The organism is Bradyrhizobium forestalis (assembly GCF_002795245.1).
GTDB lineage: Bacteria > Pseudomonadota > Alphaproteobacteria > Rhizobiales > Xanthobacteraceae > Bradyrhizobium > Bradyrhizobium forestalis.
Genome location: NZ_PGVG01000031.1, coordinates 67909 through 88895 on the forward strand (window position 1 = coordinate 67909; position 20987 = coordinate 88895).

Below are 20987 nucleotides of genomic sequence, written 5' to 3' on the forward strand. Positions count from 1 at the left end.
GAGATTATCAACATGTCAAACATTGCACGCGACTTAGTGATGTTGGCGGCGGCCATCGTCTCGGGCGCGGTATTTTCCGCACCGGCCACAGCGCAAAACGAACAGTTCATCCCAATTCTGTCCTACCGGACAGGCCCCTACGCTGTGAATGGCGCACCATACGCAAACGGCGTTGCCGACTACTATAACCTCGTCAATGAGCGCGACGGCGGTATCAACGGCGTCAAGCTTCTGGTCGAGGAATGCGAGACCAGTTACGCGACCGACAAGGGCGTTGAGTGTTACGAGCGTCTCAAGAGCAAGGGGCCGACCGGCGCGGCCTTCATCAATCCTCTGTCGACCGGCATCACCTTCGCCCTCACCGAAAAGACCGCTGCGGACAAGATCCCGATCATCACGATGGGGTACGGCCGTGCCGATTCCAAGAACGGCGCGGTGTTCGCGTACAACTTTCCGTTGCTCGGCACTTACTGGTCCGCGGCCGATATCGCGATCCAGCACGTCGCCAGGGAACTCGGCGGCATCGACAAACTGAAAGGCAGGAAGATTTCGTTGCTGTATCACGACAGCCCGTACGGCAAGGAGCCGATCCCGATGTTGCAGGTGTTGGCACAGAAATACGGCTTTGAGTTTACGCCGATCCCGGTCACGCACCCCGGGGTCGAACAGAAGTCGCAATGGCTCGCGATCCGCCAGAATCGGCCAGACTATGTTTTGGTCTGGGGCTGGGGCGTCATGAACAGCACGGCCGTCAAGGAAGCGGCGGCCGTTGCCTATCCGCGCGACAAGATGATTGGTGTTTGGTGGTCGGGCGCAGAGCCCGATGTGACCCCTGCAGGCGATCAGGCCATAGGTTATAAATCGCTCATGCTTCAGCATGGCGCAGGCAAATTCCCCGTGCATGCGGACATAGAGAAGTACGTCTACGCAAAGGGCAAAGGTTCAACGGAGCCTGGCAAGGTCGGGGAAGTTCTCTACAACCGCGGCATGGTGAATGCCATGCTTGGCGTGGAGGCGATCCGCAAGGCGCAGGAAAAGTTCGGCCAGAAACCGTTGACAGGTGAGCAAGTCCGTTGGGGCCTGGAGAATCTCAACCTTTCCGATGCGCGGATCAAGGAGCTGGGTTTCGAGGGGATGTTGAAGTCGATCAGGATTTCCTGCTCCGACCACGAGGGCACGCGCGACGGGCGCGTTCAGCAGTGGGACGGCAGGAGCTGGAAGATCATCTCCGATTGGTACACGGCTGATGAATCGCTGATCGATCCGCTCGTTGCCGACGTTTCCGGGAAGTATGCCGCGGACAAGAAGATCCAGCCGCGCGACTGCGCGAAAGAAAGTTGAGCAGATGTGAGCGATCCGGGAACAGGTTTTCCTGATCCCGGATTGCGGCCGCCACTTTGAAAGGTCTGCGTGTGTCAATCCCCAAGGTCGCCAACGCGAGGGAAGCGGCAGCTCTGGTCCTGTCGGTAAACAATATCGAGGTCGTCTACGATCACGTCATCCTCGTATTGAAAGGCGTATCGCTAGAGGTCCCACGGGGCCATATTGTCGCGCTTCTGGGCGCCAATGGTGCCGGCAAGACAACGACTCTGAAGGCGATCTCCAACCTGTTGCATGCAGAGCGCGGCGAAGTCACCAAAGGTTCGATTCTGTTCGATGGCGTCGAGGTGAAGTCGCTGTCGCCAAACGATCTGGTGCGGCGCGGCTGCATTCAAGTGATGGAAGGACGGCGTGCCTTCGCTCATCTTACCGTCGAAGAAAATCTCCTGACCGGCGCCTTTACCCGCAGGGATGGCAAGTCGGCAATCGCGCAGGATCTCGAGCGGGTCTATGCCTATTTTCCCCGCCTCGCGGAGCGGCGCGGCTCCACCGCCGGCTATACCTCGGGCGGCGAACAACAGATGTGCGTGATTGGGCGCGCGCTGATGTCGCGTCCGAAGATGATCCTGCTCGATGAGCCTTCGATGGGCCTCGCGCCGCGGATCGTCGAGGAGATTTTCGAGATCGTGAAGGACCTCAATGTCAAGGAAGGCGTCTCGTTTCTGCTCGCCGAGCAGAACACAAATATGGCGCTCAGATATGCGAGCCACGGCTATATCCTCGAAAACGGCCGCGTGGTCATGGACGGCGAGGCACGAACGCTCGCTTCGAATGAAGACGTCAAGGAGTTCTACCTTGGCGTCGCCGGTGACAAGCGGAGATCATTCCGCGACGTGAAGCACTACAAGCGGCGCAAACGCTGGCTCGGTTAGGAGACGACGCCGGATCGACCCTGTTGATCGGGAGTTGATGTACCTGCAATCCGGCAGGTTCAAATTCGCGACGTCGTGAGCTGTAGCCAGCCAAGATTGGCCTGTAGGCGTCGAACAGCCGCTGCCCGGCCTGTCGCTTCCGTCGCTGGCCGTAAGTGCTTGATTTATATGGTGGGCGCACCAGGGCTCGAACCTGGGACTCGCTGATTAAGAGTCAGCCACGGGTTGAGAACAATCAATGACTTGCCGGTCGTACCACCGGGCTTATCTGACCGAAAATCGGCATTCGTCGCACGATCATAGTGCTTCGTTGCACTTCCTATTAGCGGGGCCTTGATCGTCCGCCGAATGTCGAGTGCGCGATAACCTCGATACTCCGGCGTTGACGCCTGTGCTTTCCAGTTTCAAACCGACACGAGATCTCCGGTTTCCGCTGCGCGTTTAACCGCGTCGATTACTCCCAGGGTTCTCAGCCCTTCGCGCCCGCTCACCACAGGCGCGGCCGTACCGCGGATAACTCCACAGAAATTGGCAATCTGGAGGCCAAGCGGGTCTTCCTTCCCATACCTCAGGCGCTCGTGCTCGATCGGCGCCCACCAGCTGGCCTTGCTCGGGTGATGCCATAGATCGAGTTGCGGAATAGCCAGCGATGCTCTCGTACCGCCGATCTGGTAGCAGCTCTCCTGCGTATGACTGTAGGCCGGATTCTCACCAGCCGTGAATTCCCAGCTCCAAGGCGATTGGATGGTGTCGGAGACATTGACCGTTCCCAGTGCGCCCGAGGCGAAGTGCAGGATGATCACCGCTGTCTCTTCAACGGCATTTCCACGCAGCCGACTGGATTGCGCAGCTTGCACCGCGACGATATCCCCACACAGGTAGCGCAGCAGGTCGACATCGTGGATGAGATTCAGGAAAACCGGCCCCGCCCCTTTTTCGCGACGCCAGGCCACATCGAAATATTCGTCCGGCTTGATCAGCCAGAACATGCCATGCACCGACGCGATCTGGCCGAGCCGGCCGCTGTCGATCTCCGCCTTGGCGCGCTGGATCATCGGGTTGTGGCGGCGATGATGGCCGGTGAGCAGCGGCACGCACGCCCGCTCGGAGGCTTCGACCAGGGTCCGCGCGGCGACGACGTCATCCGCTAGCGGCTTCTCGATGAGCGCCGGGATGCCGGCAGCGATACAATCCATGCCGTTGGCCACGTGCATCTGATTGGGAGTGGCGACAATCACGCCCTCCGGCCGATTTTCGGACAGCATGTCCTGAAAGGACGAAAACCAGTCCACCTTCAGCGAAACCGCCAGCTCTCGGGCCGCCGGCATCGGATCGACGATCGACGACAGGTTCGCCTCCGGCCTGGCGAGAATGTGTTCGATGTGTCGCTTGCCGATGAGACCCGCTCCCATCACTGACAGGCGAACGGGCGCACTCATGCGCTATCCTTCTTCTCATCAAGCAGGTTGGCCACACGACGCAAGCCGAGCAGATAACCCTGGGTGCCGAAGCCTGCGATGACGCCATCCGCTCGTTTGGAAACAAATGAATGATGGCGGAATTCCTCACGTTTGTGCACGTTCGAAATGTGCACCTCGATGACGGAGCCCTCGAACGTGTTTAGAGCGTCAAGGATGGCGACCGACGTATGGGTGAAAGCGGCGGGATTTATCACGATACCGGCGGCCGTCTCACGCGCTTCGTGGATCCAGTCGATCAGCTCGTATTCTCTATTGGACTGATGAAAGCGAATCTGAAGGCCGAGCTCCTCGGCTAGCGCTCGACAATCCCGCTCCACATCCGCAAGCGTCTCGTGACCGTAGATGTGGGGCTGGCGCTTGCCAAGCAGATTGAGATTTGGGCCGTTCAGGACGTAGACAAGACGACTCATGGAAGTACTCCGTTCAGTGATGGGCGAGGATTTCGCCAAGGAACTGCCTGGTGCGGGCGTGCTGTGGGTTGCGGAAGAAGGCGTCGGGCGCGCCTTCTTCGATGATCTGACCTTCAGCCATGAAGATCACACGATCCGCAACCTGGCGGGCAAAGCCCATCTCGTGGGTGACGCAAATCATGGTCATGCCGTCGTTGGCGAGGCCTATCATCGTGTCGAGCACCTCCTTGACCATCTCAGGATCGAGCGCCGAGGTCGGTTCGTCAAACAGCATTACCTTTGGCTGCATGCAGAGCGCACGCGCAATCGCGACGCGCTGTTGCTGACCGCCGGAAAGTTGAGCAGGATACTTCTCGGCCTGATCACCGATGCGGACGCGCTCGAGATATCTTCGCGCGGTCGCCTCCGCCTCGACCTTGCTGATGCGGCGCGCGCGAATAGGCGCGAGCATGCAGTTCTGCAGGACCGTCATATGCGGAAAAAGATTGAAGCTCTGAAAGACCATGCCGACGTCCTGACGCACGACATCGATCGCCTTGATGCTGTCGTCCAGCCGATGACCGTTCACCACGATACTGCCCTGCTGGATCGCCTCCAGGCGGTTGATACAGCGGATCAGCGTGGACTTGCCCGAACCCGACGGACCGCAGAGCACGATCTTTTCACCTCTGCGCACGGTGAGATCAACGTTGCGGAGAGCCTGGTACCCACCGTACCACTTCTGCACGCCCTTCATTTCGATCAGGATCTGGTCCTGCATGGATTCGGCTCCGCTATCGGGCGACGGCCAACGCGGATCGCGCGTCGGCCGCTCGCGGTGGGCTACTGAACGGTGAAGGGAACGCCGGGGACGGTGTCCGGGAAGACCGGGACCGGGACCTTCATCCATTTGGCGTAGAAGGCAGCCAACTTACCGTTCGACTTGATCTGATCGATGAACTTGTTGGCCGTCTCGTTCCACTCCTTCTCGCCCAGGCGCGTGCAGGCGCCGTTGTACAGAGCGGTGAAGTGAAGCTTTGGCTCGAACCCCAGTTCCGGTTTTGCGGCGTTGAGGCGCTGCGGATAAAACAAGTTCGCACCGACGGCCTGGACTTGGCCAGAGAGCAGCGCCTGGATCGTAGCCGCGTCATCGTCGAATCTACGGATCTCGGTTCCGGACGGGGCGTTGTTGGTCACCTGAGTATCCTGCGTGGAGGACCGCGGAACGCCGATGACGAACTTGCCCATGTCGGCATTGCTGTTGATCGGCGTTGCCTGTGCCGCGACAAGCGTGATCTCGTTGGCGACATACGGCTTGGAATACTGCACCGCCTTTGCGCGCTCGGGCAGCATGGCCATGGTCGCGAACAGAATGTCTACGCGGCCTGTGGTCAGCGCCGGAATACGATTGGCCACCGCCAGCGGGACGAACTCGGCCTTGACGCCGAGATATTCGGCGAAGGCGCGGCCCATGTCGGCATCGATCCCATCCTGCTTTCCTGAACTATCGACAAAGCCCCAAGGCGGATTATCGCCCTGAATGCCGATGACGACGACTCCCTTCTTCTTCACGTCTTCCAGAGTGCCCGCCTGCGATTCGCCTGCAACAGCGATGGCGCCCAGCGTCAGCACGGCAACGCCGAACTGGCGACGATTGAGTGAAAACAACATGAATATCTCCTCCTTGATGATGGCTGTATGTTTTGAGCAGGTGCGCCGTTCCTACCTTTGATTGGCCAGGGCGAGCCTGGCCTCCATCCGACTGCCCCACCATGAGAGTGGCCAGCAGAGGATAAAGTACATTGCGCCGACCACACCGAAGACGAGCAACGGCTGGAAGGTCTGGTTCGATACGATCTGACCGGCGCGGGCGAGTTCGATGAAGCCGACGATGGCGGCGAGCGAGGTGCCCTTGATGAGCTGCACGAGATAGCCGATTGTCGCCGGCAGCGAGATGCGGATCGCCTGCGGCAGCACGATGTCGCGCATGCGGGACGAGTAGTGCAGTCCAAGCGCCATCGCCGCCTCGGTCTGACCGCGCGGCACAGCCTGTATCGCTCCGCGCCAAATCTCACCAAGGAAGGCGGAGGCATTCACGGTGAAACCGATCGCAACCGCGACGAAGGCGTCGAGCTTCAGCCCGGTTAGCGCCAATCCGTAATACACGACGAAAAGCTGCAGCAGCAGCGGCGTGCCCTGGAATATCCCAATATAGATGCGGGTGATCCATTCCACGCCCTTGTGACCACAGGTGCGCAGCAATGCTACAGCCAGCCCCGCCGTGCAGCCGCCCGCAAACGCGACCAGTGTAAGCAGCATCGTCCATTGCAGCCCACGCAACAGGAAGCCGAACTCGGGAAGACCAAAATGCGGTGCCATGATCTCCCCTCAGCGCGTCGGATATGAGAAGAAGCGGTGAGAGATGACCGCAAAGCCCAGCATCAACAGCCAGGAGATCGCGAGATAGAGGAAGGTGACGGAGAAATAAACCTCGAAGCTGCGGAATGTGTCGCTTTCGATGCGCTGCGCAACCGACGTCAATTCGTAGGCCGATACCGCCGAACAGATCGACGAGGTCAGCGTCAGCATGATGAACTGCCCCGTGAGCGAGGGGTAGATGGCGCGAAGCGCGGGCTTGAGCACGATGAACCGGAACACCTGCCCTTGGTGCAGTCCGAGCGCGTAGCCGGCCTCTACCTGTCCCTTATGGATGGATTGCACGCCGCCGCGGATGATCTCGATGGCATAGGCGCCGCCATTAACACCGAGAGCGATGATGGCGGTGACTGTCGGATTGAGCTTCAATCCGACGAGCGGCAGGGCGAAGAACAGAAAGAAGATCTGCACCAGGAAAGGCGTATTGCGCACGGTCTCGACGAAGCCGATCACGAGAGCACGCAACCACGCCGCCTTCGAGTCGCGCGCCGCGACGCCGGCGACACCGATCATCATCGCGAGCGTCATGCCGGCAAGCGCCAGGCCCAACGTACCCACGCACCCCCACAGCAGCGCGGGCATGGCATGCCAAACCACCGAGAAATCGAGCGTGTAGCCCATCTTGCGTTTCCTCTCGGGCGTTGTACGTGCCGCTCGCCCATCGGCCGGGTGTCACCCTCCCAGGGATGCAAAAGTTGCGAAGAAAACGTCTGGATCAGGTGAGATGCCCGTGAACAGGCGGAATGCTTCGGTGCCCTGGAAGATCGCCATGCCCCCGCCATCGACGGTGCGGCAGCCGAGGGCACGCGCCGTGCGCAGCAGTGCGGTTTCCAGCGGGAAGTAGACGATCTCAGCGACCCACAGATCAGGACGCAGCAGGGCTGTCGGCAGCGGCGTGCCCGGATATTTGTCCATGCCGATCGGCGTCGCGTTAACAATGCCGTCTGCGGCAGCGACCGCCGCTGCAACATCGTGGCCGGCGCGCAGGCGCCCTTCCGCAAATCGAGGGGACAAACCGTCAACCACACTCTGCGCCTTGGCCAAGTCGACGTCGATAATGGTCAATTCCCTAGCGCCGAGCTTCATGAGCGCGAAAGCGACCGCCGCGCCCGCGCCGCCCGCGCCGAATTGGACAACGCGACCGAGCGGCGCACCTTGCATGTTGCGGCGAAAATTCTCGGCGAAGCCGAACCAGTCTGTGTTGTGGCCGGTCATTCGACCGTGCCTGATGACCACGGTGTTCACGGCGCCAAGCGCCTGCGCGGCAGGCGAGAGCTCGTCCAGTAGGGGACGGATCGCCTGCTTGCAGGGATGGGTCACGTTCAAGCCGTCAAAGCCCATCCGCTTTGCCGCCGTGAGCAATTCCGGCAGCGCTTCGGCACCGAGTTTCAGCTCGGTCAGATCGATCTTCTTGTAGAGGTAGCGGATGCCGGCGGCATCAGCGGCCGCTTCGTGCATGGGCGGCGTGCGGGACGCCGCGATGCCGCTGCCGATGAGGCCGACGAGAAAGCTGGGCTTGGGATGCACGATCGCCATCGTTCGTCAGCTCAATGGCACAGTCAGTTCGGCGATGACCTGAGCCGTGCTCGGCCTGACGCCGCGCCACCAGGCAAAAGCCTCCGCCGCCTGCTCGACCAGCATGCCGACCCCGTCGGCGAGCTTGGCTACGCCTTCGGTGCGGGCCGCTTGCAAAAACGGAGTCAGTCCCTTGCCGTAGGCGAGTTCGTATGCCAGCTCGGCTCCGCGCAAGACATTGCCCGGAAGCGGCGGCATTTCACCCCGCAGGCTGGCCGACGTCGCGTTGACCACGACGTCATAGCCCTCGGCGAGATCGGCCAGCTCGGCGTAGCCGCTGACCATCAGGGGACCACAGCCGGCAAATTCTTCGGCCAATGCCACCGCTTTCGCCAGCGTTCGATTGACCAGAACCAGCTCGGACGGCTCCTCGCGCAGGAACGGCAGCAGCGCGCCACGCGCCGCTCCTCCAGCGCCGAGCATCAGGACGCGCCGGCCGGCCATCTTGACGCCGAGATTGACGGTGATGTCACGCACGAGGCCAATCCCGTCGAAATTCTCGGCAATGACTCGATCGCCCTCGAACTTCAGGCAGTTTGCGGCACCCGCCCGTTTGGCGCTCTCCGAAAGCTCGTTTGCATAAGCGAAGGCATCGAGCTTGAACGGGGCGGTGATGTTCAGCCCCTTGGCGCCCTCCGTCCGGAATTGATCAACTCGCTCGCGAAAACCATCGAGAGGCCCCTCGATCGCCTCATAGACGAGGTCCTGTCCCGTCATTTTGGCGAAAGCGCCGTGAATGAGGGGCGATTTGCTGAAGCCGATCGGGTTGCCAATGACCGCATAACGATCGCTCATGGGTCACTCCTGCACGGCGGCTTCGTTGTAGAGGACGCCGTCGCGCACCATGGCGTCGACGAGCTCGGCCGACAGTCCCAGCGACCCGGCAATACGGCGATTGTCCTGGCCGAGCAGTGGCGCCGGAGTCCGCACGGTGGTGTCGCAGCCCGAGAAGCGGAACGGCAGGTTCGGCAACGTCACCTTGCCCAGCACGGGGTGCTCCTGCTCGACCAGCATGCCGCGCGCGTGGATCTGCGGATCCTTCACGACCTCTTCGATGGTCTGCACGGGCGCCGACGGCACACCTGCTGCCTCGAGGGCGGCAAGGCAGGCATCGCGAGACGGCTGCGACAGCGTCCAGTTGCGCACGATGTCCATGGCTTCGGCATAATGGGCGTTCCGCGCAGCAGGCGTGGCGAAGCGTTCGTCGGACGCCAACGTGTTCCCCCCGATGAGGGTCGCCAATCGCCGCCACGCATCGTCGACTTGCGCCGCGATGACGAGATTGCCGTCCCTGGCCGGAAAGACTCCGTAAACGGTCGAGTCCGGCTGCCCGCTGCCGGTCTGCTTCGGCAGGTCGGTGCCGCCGGAGAGGAAGTAGCGCTGCACCGCGTAGTCGTGCATCGAGACCATGCAGTCGTAAAGCGCGAGATCGATATGCTGGCCGCGTCCAGACGACGCGCGGCCAACCAGCGCGGCATTGATGGCAGCCACGCCGTGAATGCCGGTATACATGTCGGCCAGCGGCATCCGCAGCAGCGGCGGCGCTTCACCGGGGGAGCCCAGCTGCGCCAGAGCGCCCGACATCGCTTCGGCGATCAGGCCGAAGCCTGGACGGTCGGCGTAGGGGCCGGTGTGGCCATAGGCGGAGACCGAGCAGTAGATCAGTCTGGGATTCCCGGCTGACAGCGCCTTGTAGCCGAGCCCGAGGCGCTCGAGTGCGCCGGGGCGGTAGTTCTCGATGAAGACATCGGCCGTGTCGATGAGCTTCATCATCATGTCGAGACCGCGCTTATCGCGCAGGTCGACGCACAATCCCTGCTTCCCCATGTTCTGCTGCAGGAAATAGCCGGATTGCCCGTCTTTGAAATAGCCATGGGCGCGGCCCGCATCGCCTGCCTTCGGACGCTCCACCTTGATGACGTCCGCGCCCATCGCGGCGAGGCAACGGCCCATGAAGGGGCCTGCCAGGAAATGGCTGTAGTCGATAACGCGGACGCCCTTGAGCGGCAGATCTTGCGCGGTCATGCATGCTCTCCTGCGGCACCGCTCTTCGGGCGCATCGGAATCATCAGCCGGTGCTCGCCGAGTTGCACCACTTCGCCGCGCTGATTGATCAGCTCCGAGGGCAACACCACGATGCCCCACCCTTCACGCTTGGTGGCGCGCATCGAACCGACGCGGAACTTCACATGCACGGTGTCGCCGAGCTTGATCGGCAGCTTGAAATCCCACGTCCAGCCCAGCGACATTCCCGGAAGGAAACGGTAGTCGGCACGGGCCTTCAGACCGTCGGCCAGCGACAGACCAAACAGCCCGTGCGCGACGCGCGTGCCGAATGGTGTGGTCTTGGCGTATTCCTCGTCGACATGAACAGGCGTGAAATCACCCGTCAGTTCGGCATAGGCATTCACCATGGCTTCAGTGACCGTCACCGAAGGGGTGACGCATTCGTCACCGACCTTGGCATCGTCCCAGTAGCGCTCATCGGTCATGTCGCGTCGTCCTCTCACTCTAGGCGCGGGGATTGATTGCCAGGGTGGCTTCCACGGCGCCTGCGCTGGCTTGCAATATCTCGACGTTCAGGCCGCCCGGCAGCTCGAGCCAGTTCGGTCCGGCCGGCAACGCCTTGGCGCCCCAGGCCGCGGCACGGGCGAGCACGCCTTCGTAATCGTCGACCATGATGCCGAGATGGGCGAGGCGCCCCTCCGGTCCGACAAAATGCGGATCCTCGATGAGTTGCACGCTTCCGAGCACCCAGACCTGACGCGGGCGCGCACCATCGGCGGGTTGCTCGTCGCGAATGGCAAGACCAAGCACCTTACGAAAGAAGTCGACGTGACGATCGACGTCCGGCACGCGGATCGCGACATGTTCGACATAGGCCCGCGGTAGCGACATCGTCTCAGGCCTTTCCTGGATAGTCGCTGCGGGCGTATTCGAGCCCCTTGACCAGTGCGACGAGGGTAGAATTGACGGGGGTCGGCACGTTGAGCTTGGCGCCCCAGCGCACGACGGAGCCGTGGATGTAATCGACCTCGGTCAGATTGCCGGATTGCAAGCTCTGCAACATCGACGTCTTGAACTCGGGCGGCAGTCCAGCAGATGCCATCGTCCAGGCACGGCGCGGATCGGCAATCGAGATCTTCACGCCGGCAGCTTGCGCGACCGCGATACCCTCCGAAATTGCGGCCAACGCGCAATCTTCCAGGATCGGCAGCGAATAGAGACCACCGTAAGTCAGCCCGGTCACGGCGGTGATTCCTCCTCCGGCGACGTTGATGAACAACTTGTCCCACATCGTGCCCATGATGTTGTCGCTGAGCTGCGTGAGAATGCCCGCACGATTGAACGTCTCGGAAATTCGCTGTGCGCGGTCCGTCAAACGTCCATCAAGTTCGCCGATGATGGTTTCCTTGCCGATGACCCCCGAGCGAACATGGCCAGGGCCAAGCAGCACGCCGCCAACGTAGGTCTTGCCTGCCATAACCCGGTCACGACCGACTTCCTCCGAAAGGATGTCCTCGTGACCAAGTCCGTTTTGGAGCGACATCACAACCGTCTGCGGCCCGATGATCGGCGAGGCCGAGCGGATCGCATCCCGCGTGTGATAGGATTTGACGAGGACGACGACGAGGTCCGCCACGATGCCGACCTGGGTCGCTGAGGTGCAGGCAGAGACCTTCACAACGGTCTCGGCGTCACCTTCGAGCATCCGCAGACCATTGGCGTTGATGGCGTCGACATGAGCCTGAAACGGATCGATCAGCCAAACCTCGGCACCACCGCGCGCGAGCGCGCCACCGATGGTCGAGCCCAGGGCTCCCGCTCCGATAAAGCAGATCCTCATCCGAACGCTTCTCCCTCGCCTATTTTGGCGTTGGAAGCGTGCTAGCAAGCCGCCTGGTATTTGGATATGCTATGATCATTATAACCATTATTGCGAAACGCAATGAAGCACCTGGACCTCTCCGAGGCGAACCTTTTGGAGCCGCGCCTGCTCAGGCTCTTTGACGCCCTGTTCACCACCGGCAGCGTCACCAAAGCAGCCGAGAAGCTCGGTCAAAGTCAGCCGACCATTTCGATCTGGCTGGCGCGCCTCCGGAAGGAGCTGGACGATCCCCTTTTCATCCGGTCGGCCGAGGGGATGCTGCCGACGCCGCGCGCGGAGGCTCTCATCGGCACGGCCAGACAGGCGCTGGAGATGCTGCGACGTCTGGCGGAGCTTCGCTCCGAGTTTGATCCGGCGACTGCAAAGCGCCGCTTCGTCATCTGCATGACGGATGCGAGCCACATCACGCTGCTTCCCGCCATACTCGCCTACGTTCGCCGCGCTGCGCCGGGCATCCGCATCGAGGCAGCGCAGATCGGCGGCGATACGCCACGAATGCTGCAGTCCGGCGAGGCCGATCTGGCGCTCGGTTACATCTCGGATCTCGACGCCGGACACTTCCAACAAGCACTCTTCCCGCAGGATTGGGTCTGCTTGGCGAACGCAGGACATGCCCGGATCCGCGACCGCATCACCGCAAAGGATTTCCGGCGTGAGGCGCACGTCCTCATTCGCTCCGGCACCGGACATCAATTGCTCGCGGACGCGCTAAAGGAGCAGCAGATAGTCCTTGATGTTGCGCTTGAGCTCCCCGGCTTTTTGGGGTTACCCGCAATCGTCGGAACGACCGACCTGATCGCCACCCTTCCAAGGCACATCGGCGAAACCTTGGCTCACTATTACGGACTGCGCGTGCTCGATTGCCCGCTGGCGATCGCCGGTTTTACGGTAAAGCAATATTGGCACGCCCGCTTCCATCACGATCCGGCAAGCCAATGGTTGCGTGGCGTGTGCGGCGAGCTTTTTCAACAGCAGGAAGTGCGGGGTCTACATCGTTCCGGTCGGACAAAAAAGCGAAGGCCACGCGATTTTCCGTCGTAGTCGAGAGCGTCCAGGAGACGCCTCCGACAATTCGGTTTCTCGTTCTGCGGCGAGCGATGTCCTACGGTGGCAAGCAGAGCAAATTGTCCGTTTTGCTCGCCCTGATATCCTATTCTGCGACCAGTTCGCGATTGGCCTGTATCATTGGATCTACGCGTCGTACCGAATGGGTGAAGGTACCGAAACAAAGGAGAAGTCGCACTGCACTCTGGCCGCGAGGCCCTCAATCGAAAAAACGTCGCACGAGACCGATTTTGTTCTCGGCGGCTTCTCGACGAAGGGTTTGGAAAATAAGGACTTTCCAATGGTGGGCGCACCAGGGCTCGAACCTGGGACCCGCTGATTAAGAGTCAGCTGCTCTACCAACTGAGCTATGCGCCCGAAAGGCGGTCAATGCCTTGCGAGGCCGGTCGTTTAGCAAAGCGATCCGGGTCTGGCAAGCGATCGGACGCAAGTTTTCCAAGGCTTCGTCCACGGGACCGGAAATGCGAAAAGCCGCTGGATTCCAGCGGCTTCGCCAAGGTCAACGGTCGCAAAAATCCGACCCGCTCAGAGCCGGCCCTCGCGGTCCCGGCCCTCGCCGCCGTCACGGTCGAAGCGGTCATGGTGGAAGTGGTCCATGCCCCGTTCCATCATGCGGTCCATGCGCTCCATGAAGTGGTGGTGGCGCGGGCCGTCCTCGCCGCCGCCGAACGGGCCGCGGTGCCGGGTCAGCACGGCGAGGCGCCGTTTCTGGCCCTCGTCCAGGGTCTTGTAGAGCGGATCGGCGGCATCGGCGATCTTCTTCAGGGCCGCCGAAGTCGCACCCATGTCCTCGGCGCGCTGGCGCAGGCGGGCGACCGGATCTTCCGGCTTGTCGGCATCCCTCGACGTGTCACCTGGGCCGGCATTCATCCGCGCATTGGCGCGGTCGATGCGCAGCTTGGCGAACTCCCGCACGGCAGCCTCGACCGGCGGCCACAGCTTCTCCTGATCGGCGTTGAGCCTCAAGCCGACATGGACGGCGGCAATCCGCGCGTCGACGAAGGCGGCGCGGTCCTCGGGGTTCATGCGGATGTGGCGGACGTGCTCCATCCACGGGCGATGATATTGGGCATAGACCGCGCCCGAGCCGGCGATGCTGAGCACGGCGATGGCGGCGATGGTGAACTTCTTCATCCGGACCTCCTCTGGAAGGATGCCCGTGAGGATGGGCGCGAGGAGGCTGACGCGCAACTTACAACTTGGACAGGGAGCACGTTGTTACGGAGATGTAACTGCCGTGAATGTCCCTTCAGATGCAAACTGAAATGATTTGCAACAAAAGGGCTTCCGTGCAGTACGCGGAAGCCCTTCGTTGATCACCTGTTCAGGTCAGTTCGTCGTGCTCTTCGCTTCCTTCAGGAACTCGTCGATCAGCGCCTGGCCGACGCGGCCCGCGGCATCCTTGTAGACCGGCTCCATCGCCTTGCGCATCGCCTCGTCCTGCTCGCCCGTGAGCTTGATGATCTCGCTCTTGCCGCTCTTCTTGATCTCGGCCAGCGCGTCGTCGTTCTCCTTTTGCGACTGCGCGTTGCTGAAGTCGGTCGCTTCCTTCATCGCCTTCGACAGCTGGTCGCGGATGTCGGCCGGCAGATCGTCCCAGAACTTCTTGTTCACGATCACGACGTAGCCGATGTAACCGTGATTGGTTTCGGTGATGTACTTCTGCACCTCATGCATCTTCTGGGTATAGATGTTCGACCAGGTGTTCTCCTGGCCGTCGACCACGCCGGTCTGGAGCGCCTGGTAGACTTCCGAGAACGCCATCACCTGCGGCAGCGAGCCGAGCGCCTTGAACTGGGCCTGCAGCACGCGCGAGGACTGGATGCGGAACTTGACGCCCTGATAGTCGGCCGGCGCGATCAGCTTCTTGTTTGCGCTCATCTGCTTGAAGCCGTTGTCCCAATAGGCAAGGCCGGTGATGCCCTTGGAGTCCAAGAGCTTGAGCAGCCGCGCGCCGAGCGGGCCTTCCGTCACCTTCCGCAGCGTCTTCAGGTCGGGCAGGATGTAAGGCAGATCGAACACCTCGAACTCTCGGATGCCGAGCGGCCCGAACTTGGAGTTGGACGGTGCCAGCATCTGCACGCTGCCGAGCTGGAGCGCCTCGAGCTCTTCCTTGTCCTTGTAGAGCGTCGAGTTCGGGTAGACCTCGACCTTGACCTTGCCGCCGGTGTACTTCTCGGCGAGCTCCTTGAATTTCTCCGCCCCCTTGCCCTTCGGCGTGTCGGTGGCGACGACGTGGCTGAATTTGATGATGATCGGCGACTGCGCCGATGCCGGCCCGGCAAGTCCGAGCGCCAGTGCCGCAATGGACGCGGCGATCGCGAAGGTGCGCATGATCTCTCCCTGCAATTATTTTGGCCGCCCGGCGCGCGGGTGACCGATCGTTATGCCGACAGCATCAATAGCGGCTGGGAGGCGGAGCCGCTATTGGCCCTTAGCAGGGCAGCCATTCATGGTGAATCCCGTCATTCCGGGGCGATGCGGAGCATCGAACCCGGAATGACAAGCTTCGCATGTCAGCTCGCCGCCGCGGTCGTCACCGTGTCGCGCTGGCGCTTCATGACGATCTTGTTGAGCGCGCCGAGATAGGCCTTGGCCGAGGCCACCAGCGTATCCGGGTCCGCCGCGCGGGCCGTCATCGAGCGGCCGTCCTGCGACAGCCGCACCGAGACTTCCGCCTGTGCGTCGGTACCTTCGGTGACGGCGTGGACCTGGTACAGCTCCAGCTTGGCCTCATGGGGCACCAGGCGCTTGATGCAGTTGAACACCGCGTCCACCGGGCCGTTGCCCTCGGCTTCCTCGATCTTGATCTGGCCGTCGACATCGAGCTTCATGGTGGCGCGCTGCGGGCCATGGGTGCCGGCGATCACGGTGAGCGAGGTCAGCTTGATGCGGTCGTGCGAGGCCGCCATCTCCTCGTCGACCAGCGCCTCGATGTCCTCGTCGTAGATATCCTTCTTGCGGTCGGCGAGCGCCTTCATCCGCGTAAACGCATCTTCCAGCTGGTTCGGGCCGAGCTTGTAGCCCATCTCCTCCAGCTTGTGCACGAAGGCATGGCGGCCGGAATGCTTGCCGAGCACCAGCGAGGACTGCTTCAGGCCGACCATCTCGGGGCGCATGATCTCGTAGGTGGAAGCGTCCTTCAGCACGCCGTCCTGGTGGATGCCGCTCTCATGCGCAAAGGCGTTCCGGCCGACGATGGCCTTGTTGTACTGTACCGGAAACGAGGTTGCCGCCGACACCAGCTTCGAGGCGCGGGTCAGCTGCGTGGTGTCGATCTTGTTCCAGTACGGGAATTTGTCGTTGCGGACGTTGATCGCCATCACGATCTCTTCGAGCGCGGCGTTGCCGGCGCGCTCGCCGATGCCGTTGATGGTGCACTCGACCTGGCGCGCGCCGCCGACGATGCCGGCCAGCGAGTTCGCAACCGCCATGCCGAGATCGTTATGGCAGTGCACGGAGAACACCGCCTTGTCCGAATTCGGCACGCGCTCGATCAGCGTCTTCATGAAATGGGTATATTCCTCCGGCACCGTGTAGCCAACGGTGTCGGGGATGTTCACCGTGGTGGCGCCGGCCTTGATCACGGCTTCGACGATGCGGCAGAGAAAATCCATCTCGCTGCGGGTGCCATCCTCGGCCGACCATTCGACGTCGTCGATCTGGTTGCGGGCACGGGCGACCATGGCGATCGATGTCTCGATCACCTGCTCCGGGGTCTTGTTCAGCTTCACCCGCATATGCAGCGGCGAGGTCGCGATCACGGTGTGGACGCGGCCGCGCTTGGCAAATTTCACCGCCTCGGCGCAGCGATCGATGTCAGCGGGATGGGCACGCGACAGGCCGGCGATCACCGAGTTCTTGGAGCGGCGGGCGATCTCGCTGACCGCCTGGAAGTCGCCTTCGGAGGTGATCGGAAAGCCCGCCTCGATGACGTCGACGCCCATATCGTCCAGCAGCTCGGCGACCTCGAGCTTTTCCTCGAACGTCATGGTGGCGCCGGGGCACTGCTCGCCGTCGCGCAGCGTGGTGTCGAAAATGATGACGCGGTCCTTCTCGGACTTGTTCTGGGTGGCCATTCCTAAATTTCCTTTTGAGCGTTTGCGCCGTTCAGAGCGTTTTGGTCCCTTGGCGCTTGAGGTGTCCGGTGATCTCGACCAACCCCTGAGCGCCCAGGCGCGTGGCGCCCAGCCGGCCCTCAGGGGCAAGTAAGAAGAAGGCCGCCAATAAGGAGGGTGGGCAGCGACGCGGCCGGGATCGTGGCGGCGGCCAGAGCCACCTCCCTCGAAATCCCCTCGATTTGGCCGCGAATCAGCATTGCCAGACCCTTTTGAGCCACAAATCCTCGGCCAAAACCGTTGACGGTTGGTTGCCAAGGGGCTCAGTGCGCTCAGTTTCTAGACGAGAAACGGCTGCAACTGCAACGCCAAAAGATGGTCAGCATAGATGACCTAATAGGTCGATGGTTGCCTCGCCGTGGACTTTGCCCGCATGGAGCGAAGCGCAAGGACACCACTTGTCCTGGATTTCTCCTGGATTTCGCTTCCGCTCCATCCAGGCTACCAGATTTGCGAGGGACCGGCCTAACCCGTGCCGGTGCGACGGGCGCGCGCCCTGCTCTCCCACCGGTTCAGCATCTGGCCAAGCTCGCCGGTGGCCGCGGGCGCAGCGGTGCCGGCCTTCGCGATCTCGTTGGTGTTAGCTGGCGCGTTGGCAGAGAGCCAATCCGGCTGGGTATATTCGCGCCAGCGGCGTGCTTCCGCCCGCCTTTTCCGGGAGACGTAGTCCCGCGTGAAATAGCCCGCCGCAAATGCGATCGCGAGAAGGATGACCAGGACGACAATTTGCACAATGAGCTCCGGCTCTATCCCCGTTCAGCGCCCTCCCATCCAAACGCATTCGAAGGTGACGAAATTGCGACCCGCGATCGCGCTGCAGTTTCGATTCCGCCCCTCGCAACCGACAGCGGACCGGACTAACCTCCCACTGCAGCGCCGGATCAACCGGCCAGCGAACAAGATCGGGAGGACGCGAATGACACGCCAAGAGGCTCGTCACGATGAGCAGCGTGACCGGGATGCTGCGCTTTCACGACGAACACTTGTCCAGGGGCTCGCAATCAGTGCAGCCACGATCGCCGGGGCCGGCGCCGCACTGGCGCAGAATGCACCGGCAGCACCACCGACGACGATCACGACGCCGCCGCGCGATTTCAGCCCGCGTGGTGCGCCGACCACCTATTTCTGGGACCCCGACATCATCGCGGTCGATCCGTCCTTCAACGATCTCGCGCAGCCCAACACCGCGATCAAGCGGCTCTACACCGGAGTGCTGTGGGCCGAAGGCCCGGCGTGGAGCGCGCAGGGCCGCTATCTGCTGTGGAGCGACATTCCCAACAACCGGCAGATGCGCTGGAGCGAGGACGACGGCCGCGTCAGCGTATTCCGCAGCCCCTCCAACAACAGCAACGGCAACTCGTTCGACTTCCAGGGCCGCCAGCTCTCCTGCGAACATTTGACACGGCGGGTGACGCGCTACGAGCATGACGGCACCGCAACGGTGCTCGCCGACTCCTATCAGGGCAAGCGGCTGAACTCGCCGAACGACATCGCCGCGCATCCCGACGGCAGCTACTGGTTCACCGATCCGCCCTATGGCGGCCAGCTCTACGAGGGCGAGCCCGACGGTGCGGGCGGTCCGAGCAATGCGGCCGGCAAGCTCAATCCGCGGATCGGCCAGCCGGCCGGCTTCGTGCCGGGCAAGCGCGAGCTGCCGACCAACTGCTATCGTATCGATCCCTCGGGCCGCCTCGACCTCGTCGTCACCGAGGACCAGGTGCCCGACCCGAACGGGCTGTGCTTCTCGCCCGACTACAAGAAGCTCTACATTGCCTCCACCGGCAAAGGGCCGGGCGACAGCGGTCCCGGCGGCAAGGGCGAGATCTTCGTGTTCGACGTCGGCAGCGACAACAAGCTCTCCAATCTCAAGAAGTTCAGCGATTGCGTGATCGACGGCGTGAAGTGCGGACCGGATGGCCTGCGCTGCGACGTCAACGGCAATCTCTGGGCCTCCAGCAATGCCGGCCGCGCGGTCGGCTACAGCGGCGTGACGGTGTGGTCGCCGGAGGGCAAGCTGCTCGGCCGCATCCGCCTGCCGGAAGTGTGCGGCAACGTCTGCTTCGGCGGCCCCAAGCGCAACCGCCTGTTCATGGCCGCGAGCCAGTCGCTCTACGCGGTGTATACGGCGACGCAAGGCGCCGGACCGGGTTGAGCCACACGGTCGATGATCAAGAGCGCCGGCGTAAGTCGCCGGCGCGGAGCTGCGTCGGCAGTCTCGCTATCGACCTTGGGCGATGTTGACTTTCCGCCCGCCCCCTCCCCATACTTCGCAAAAAGAACAACCAATCATAAGACGGTTTTGAGGGAGGATAGGATGCCGACTTCACGCAGGCAGCTGCTGAAGACATCGGCGGCTGCCGCCGCCGCACTCAGCCTCGATTGGACACGGGCCCAGGCGCAAGCCGAGACCTTGCGCATCGGCCTGATCTACGACCTCGCCGGCCCGTTCGCCGCCGGCGGCTCGGTCGCCTCGTCGATCGGCGCGCAGATCGCGATCGATCTCGTCAACGAGAAAGGCGGTATCGGCGGCAAGACCAAGATTGCTCCAATCGCCGCGGATTCCCAGAGCAAGCCCGACGTTGCGATCAACGAGGCCGAACGCCTGATCAGCCAGGAGAAGATCGACATCCTCAACGGCGTCTATGCGAGCTCGCATGCGGTGCCACTCGCGGCCAAGGTCGAGCAACAGAAGAAGATCCTCTGGATCACGACCGCGGTCTCGACCGCCGTATTCAAGGACAAGAACCTGCAATACGTGTTTCGCGCGCAGATCCATTCGGATCAATACGGGCAGGCCTTTGCAAGCTTCATCACCGAGCATGCGAAAGCCAAGCTCGGCATGGACCCGAAGGAGGTCAAGGTCGCGTTGATCCACGAGGACGGCCCCTATGGGGTCGGCGTTGCCTCGGCCGACGAGGCCTACGCCAAGCAGGCCGGCATCCAGGTCGTGCTGCGCGAGGGCTATTCGGCCTCGGCGCCGGACCTGTCGGTGCTCGTCACCAAGATCAAGCGCGCCAAGGCCGACGTGATCTCGCATGCCGGTTACAACCCTGATATCACCCTGTTCCTGCGCCAGGCGCGCGAGAGCGGCCTGCGCTTCAAGATGCTGTTCGGGGCCGGCGCCGGCTACAGTCAGCTCGACAAGCTGCGCGCGACCTTCGGCGCCGATATCGACAATTTCTGCAACATCGATCCGGTGCCGGCGCAGCTGCTCGATCCCGCCAAGCTCGCGCCTGGAATGGGCGATCTGATCAAGACCATGGTCTCGCGCTACCAGGCCAAGACCGGCGTCACCGACGTGCCGCCGCACTGCTCGATGGGCTTCAACCAGACCTGGGTGCTGCTCAACAATGTGCTGCCGGTCGCCAAGGAGAAGTACGGCAGCTTCGAGCCCGAGGCCATTCGCAAGGCGGCGCTCGACGTCGACATCCCCGCCGGCGGCACCATCCAGGGCTATGGTGTGAAATTCTTCCCGCCGGGCACGCCGCTCTCCGGCCAGAATGAGCGCTCGACGCCGGTGGTGATGCAGAACGCCGGCGAGCACATCTCGGTGGTGTGGCCGACCAACATCCGCACGCAGGACCCGGTGTTCCCGCTGCCGAAGGGCTCGACCTACGGGGCGTGAGACGACGACGATGCACCCTCTCCCCCTTGTGGGCTAGCTTGGGCACACATTTTCGGCAAGGAAGAAGCCTTGCGCGATGGCTCGGAAGCGTTCGAGCCCATCGCGCATTGTGATTGGGCCGTTGGATTTGTCGCTAGAGTAGCCGGTCCAGCCCCCG

Annotated in this window: 21 protein-coding genes and 1 tRNA gene; 5 read left to right on the forward strand and 17 right to left on the reverse strand. The window is 62.3% G+C overall.

Annotated elements, in window-relative coordinates; genetic code table 11:
* Positions 1 to 12 precede the first annotated feature (12 nt).
* Complete coding sequence (locus CVM73_RS28840; protein WP_100235180.1) at positions 13 to 1341, forward strand: ABC transporter substrate-binding protein; 1329 nt, start codon at positions 13 to 15, stop codon at positions 1339 to 1341.
* 71 nt (positions 1342 to 1412) lie between these two features.
* Positions 1413 to 2252: an ABC transporter ATP-binding protein gene (locus CVM73_RS28845; RefSeq protein WP_208639252.1), complete on the forward strand. Its 840-nt coding sequence runs from the start codon at positions 1413 to 1415 to the stop codon at positions 2250 to 2252.
* A gap of 404 nt (positions 2253 to 2656) precedes the next feature.
* Here CVM73_RS28845 and CVM73_RS28850 read toward each other — a convergent pair whose 3' ends face one another.
* From CVM73_RS28850 to CVM73_RS28905, 12 genes are all read right to left on the reverse strand, one after another.
* Positions 2657 to 3691: a Gfo/Idh/MocA family protein gene (locus CVM73_RS28850; protein ID WP_100235182.1), complete on the reverse strand. Its 1035-nt coding sequence runs from the start codon at positions 3689 to 3691 to the stop codon at positions 2657 to 2659.
* A complete protein-coding gene (gene aroQ / locus CVM73_RS28855) occupies positions 3688 to 4143 on the reverse strand; it encodes a type II 3-dehydroquinate dehydratase (protein WP_100235183.1) in 456 nt (151 codons plus the stop codon). The genes CVM73_RS28850 and aroQ overlap by 4 nt, the downstream gene beginning before the upstream one ends.
* A gap of 13 nt (positions 4144 to 4156) precedes the next feature.
* A complete protein-coding gene (locus tag CVM73_RS28860) occupies positions 4157 to 4903 on the reverse strand; it encodes an amino acid ABC transporter ATP-binding protein (protein WP_100235184.1) in 747 nt (248 codons plus the stop codon).
* A 62-nt stretch (positions 4904 to 4965) separates the two neighbouring features.
* Entirely contained in the window at positions 4966 to 5793 is an 828-nt protein-coding gene (locus CVM73_RS28865; RefSeq protein WP_100235185.1) for a transporter substrate-binding domain-containing protein, read from the reverse strand.
* Positions 5794 to 5844: 51 nt separating this feature from the next.
* Positions 5845 to 6501 (reverse strand): amino acid ABC transporter permease, encoded by a 657-nt coding sequence (locus CVM73_RS28870; RefSeq protein ID WP_100235186.1) that lies wholly within the window; start codon positions 6499 to 6501, stop codon positions 5845 to 5847.
* A 9-nt stretch (positions 6502 to 6510) separates the two neighbouring features.
* A complete protein-coding gene (locus CVM73_RS28875) occupies positions 6511 to 7179 on the reverse strand; it encodes an amino acid ABC transporter permease (protein ID WP_100235187.1) in 669 nt (222 codons plus the stop codon).
* Positions 7180 to 7230: 51 nt separating this feature from the next.
* Entirely contained in the window at positions 7231 to 8094 is an 864-nt protein-coding gene (locus CVM73_RS28880) for a shikimate dehydrogenase (protein ID WP_208639253.1), read from the reverse strand.
* A gap of 6 nt (positions 8095 to 8100) precedes the next feature.
* Entirely contained in the window at positions 8101 to 8928 is an 828-nt protein-coding gene (gene aroE / locus CVM73_RS28885; protein WP_100235188.1) for a shikimate dehydrogenase, read from the reverse strand.
* Between the two features lie 3 nt (positions 8929 to 8931).
* A complete protein-coding gene (locus CVM73_RS28890; protein ID WP_100235189.1) occupies positions 8932 to 10158 on the reverse strand; it encodes a CaiB/BaiF CoA transferase family protein in 1227 nt (408 codons plus the stop codon).
* Positions 10155 to 10625, reverse strand: coding sequence for a MaoC family dehydratase (locus CVM73_RS28895; RefSeq protein ID WP_100235190.1), 471 nt, complete (start codon positions 10623 to 10625; stop codon positions 10155 to 10157). Before CVM73_RS28895 ends, CVM73_RS28890 begins: the two co-directional genes overlap by 4 nt.
* Positions 10626 to 10644: 19 nt before the next feature.
* The gene (locus CVM73_RS28900; RefSeq protein WP_100235191.1) at positions 10645 to 11031 is read right to left on the reverse strand and encodes a VOC family protein; all 387 of its coding nucleotides are present in this window, start codon (positions 11029 to 11031) and stop codon (positions 10645 to 10647) included.
* A gap of 4 nt (positions 11032 to 11035) precedes the next feature.
* Positions 11036 to 11980, reverse strand: coding sequence for a ketopantoate reductase family protein (locus tag CVM73_RS28905; RefSeq protein ID WP_100235192.1), 945 nt, complete (start codon positions 11978 to 11980; stop codon positions 11036 to 11038).
* Positions 11981 to 12082: 102 nt separating this feature from the next.
* On the opposite strand from CVM73_RS28905, the gene CVM73_RS28910 reads away from it, so the two are divergent.
* Positions 12083 to 13063 carry a LysR family transcriptional regulator gene (locus CVM73_RS28910; protein WP_100235193.1) on the forward strand — a complete coding sequence of 327 codons (981 nt, stop codon included), beginning with the start codon at positions 12083 to 12085 and terminating at the stop codon, positions 13061 to 13063.
* Between the two features lie 305 nt (positions 13064 to 13368).
* On the opposite strand, the gene CVM73_RS28915 is transcribed toward CVM73_RS28910, so the two are convergent.
* The 5 genes from CVM73_RS28915 to CVM73_RS28935 form a co-directional block, all read right to left on the reverse strand.
* Positions 13369 to 13444, reverse strand: a tRNA-Lys gene (locus CVM73_RS28915).
* 168 nt (positions 13445 to 13612) lie between these two features.
* A complete protein-coding gene (locus CVM73_RS28920) occupies positions 13613 to 14221 on the reverse strand; it encodes a Spy/CpxP family protein refolding chaperone (protein WP_208639254.1) in 609 nt (202 codons plus the stop codon).
* A gap of 195 nt (positions 14222 to 14416) precedes the next feature.
* Positions 14417 to 15421: a TRAP transporter substrate-binding protein gene (locus CVM73_RS28925; RefSeq protein ID WP_100235195.1), complete on the reverse strand. Its 1005-nt coding sequence runs from the start codon at positions 15419 to 15421 to the stop codon at positions 14417 to 14419.
* A gap of 182 nt (positions 15422 to 15603) precedes the next feature.
* Positions 15604 to 17166 carry a 2-isopropylmalate synthase gene (locus CVM73_RS28930; protein WP_100235196.1) on the reverse strand — a complete coding sequence of 521 codons (1563 nt, stop codon included), beginning with the start codon at positions 17164 to 17166 and terminating at the stop codon, positions 15604 to 15606.
* Positions 17167 to 17670: 504 nt separating this feature from the next.
* The gene (locus tag CVM73_RS28935; protein ID WP_100235197.1) at positions 17671 to 17940 is read right to left on the reverse strand and encodes a hypothetical protein; all 270 of its coding nucleotides are present in this window, start codon (positions 17938 to 17940) and stop codon (positions 17671 to 17673) included.
* A gap of 181 nt (positions 17941 to 18121) precedes the next feature.
* Here CVM73_RS28935 and CVM73_RS28940 point away from each other — a divergent pair, with 181 nt between their 5' ends.
* Positions 18122 to 19357, forward strand: coding sequence for an SMP-30/gluconolactonase/LRE family protein (locus CVM73_RS28940; protein WP_100235198.1), 1236 nt, complete (start codon positions 18122 to 18124; stop codon positions 19355 to 19357).
* A gap of 162 nt (positions 19358 to 19519) precedes the next feature.
* Positions 19520 to 20830 carry an ABC transporter substrate-binding protein gene (locus tag CVM73_RS28945; protein ID WP_100235199.1) on the forward strand — a complete coding sequence of 437 codons (1311 nt, stop codon included), beginning with the start codon at positions 19520 to 19522 and terminating at the stop codon, positions 20828 to 20830.
* Positions 20831 to 20987: the final 157 nt, after the last annotated feature.

Bases quoted from the DNA above. Each gene is read 5' to 3' on its own strand.
- CVM73_RS28895 (WP_100235190.1), bottom strand. From the start codon at position 10,625: ATGACCGATGAGCGCTACTGGGACGATGCCAAGGTCGGTGACGAATGC.
- CVM73_RS28910 (WP_100235193.1), top strand. From the start codon at position 12,083: ATGAAGCACCTGGACCTCTCCGAGGCGAACCTTTTGGAGCCGCGCCTG.
- CVM73_RS28875 (WP_100235187.1), bottom strand. From the start codon at position 7,179: ATGGGCTACACGCTCGATTTCTCGGTGGTTTGGCATGCCATGCCCGCG.
- CVM73_RS28860 (WP_100235184.1), bottom strand. From the start codon at position 4,903: ATGCAGGACCAGATCCTGATCGAAATGAAGGGCGTGCAGAAGTGGTAC.
- aroQ (WP_100235183.1), bottom strand. From the start codon at position 4,143: ATGAGTCGTCTTGTCTACGTCCTGAACGGCCCAAATCTCAATCTGCTT.
- CVM73_RS28900 (WP_100235191.1), bottom strand. From the start codon at position 11,031: ATGTCGCTACCGCGGGCCTATGTCGAACATGTCGCGATCCGCGTGCCG.
- CVM73_RS28865 (WP_100235185.1), bottom strand. From the start codon at position 5,793: ATGTTGTTTTCACTCAATCGTCGCCAGTTCGGCGTTGCCGTGCTGACG.
- CVM73_RS28925 (WP_100235195.1), bottom strand. From the start codon at position 15,421: ATGCGCACCTTCGCGATCGCCGCGTCCATTGCGGCACTGGCGCTCGGA.
- CVM73_RS28850 (WP_100235182.1), bottom strand. From the start codon at position 3,691: ATGAGTGCGCCCGTTCGCCTGTCAGTGATGGGAGCGGGTCTCATCGGC.
- CVM73_RS28940 (WP_100235198.1), top strand. From the start codon at position 18,122: ATGACACGCCAAGAGGCTCGTCACGATGAGCAGCGTGACCGGGATGCT.
- CVM73_RS28880 (WP_208639253.1), bottom strand. From the start codon at position 8,094: ATGGCGATCGTGCATCCCAAGCCCAGCTTTCTCGTCGGCCTCATCGGC.
- CVM73_RS28905 (WP_100235192.1), bottom strand. From the start codon at position 11,980: ATGAGGATCTGCTTTATCGGAGCGGGAGCCCTGGGCTCGACCATCGGT.
- CVM73_RS28840 (WP_100235180.1), top strand. From the start codon at position 13: ATGTCAAACATTGCACGCGACTTAGTGATGTTGGCGGCGGCCATCGTC.
- CVM73_RS28920 (WP_208639254.1), bottom strand. From the start codon at position 14,221: ATGAAGAAGTTCACCATCGCCGCCATCGCCGTGCTCAGCATCGCCGGC.
- CVM73_RS28870 (WP_100235186.1), bottom strand. From the start codon at position 6,501: ATGGCACCGCATTTTGGTCTTCCCGAGTTCGGCTTCCTGTTGCGTGGG.
- aroE (WP_100235188.1), bottom strand. From the start codon at position 8,928: ATGAGCGATCGTTATGCGGTCATTGGCAACCCGATCGGCTTCAGCAAA.
- CVM73_RS28930 (WP_100235196.1), bottom strand. From the start codon at position 17,166: ATGGCCACCCAGAACAAGTCCGAGAAGGACCGCGTCATCATTTTCGAC.
- CVM73_RS28890 (WP_100235189.1), bottom strand. From the start codon at position 10,158: ATGACCGCGCAAGATCTGCCGCTCAAGGGCGTCCGCGTTATCGACTAC.
- CVM73_RS28945 (WP_100235199.1), top strand. From the start codon at position 19,520: ATGCCGACTTCACGCAGGCAGCTGCTGAAGACATCGGCGGCTGCCGCC.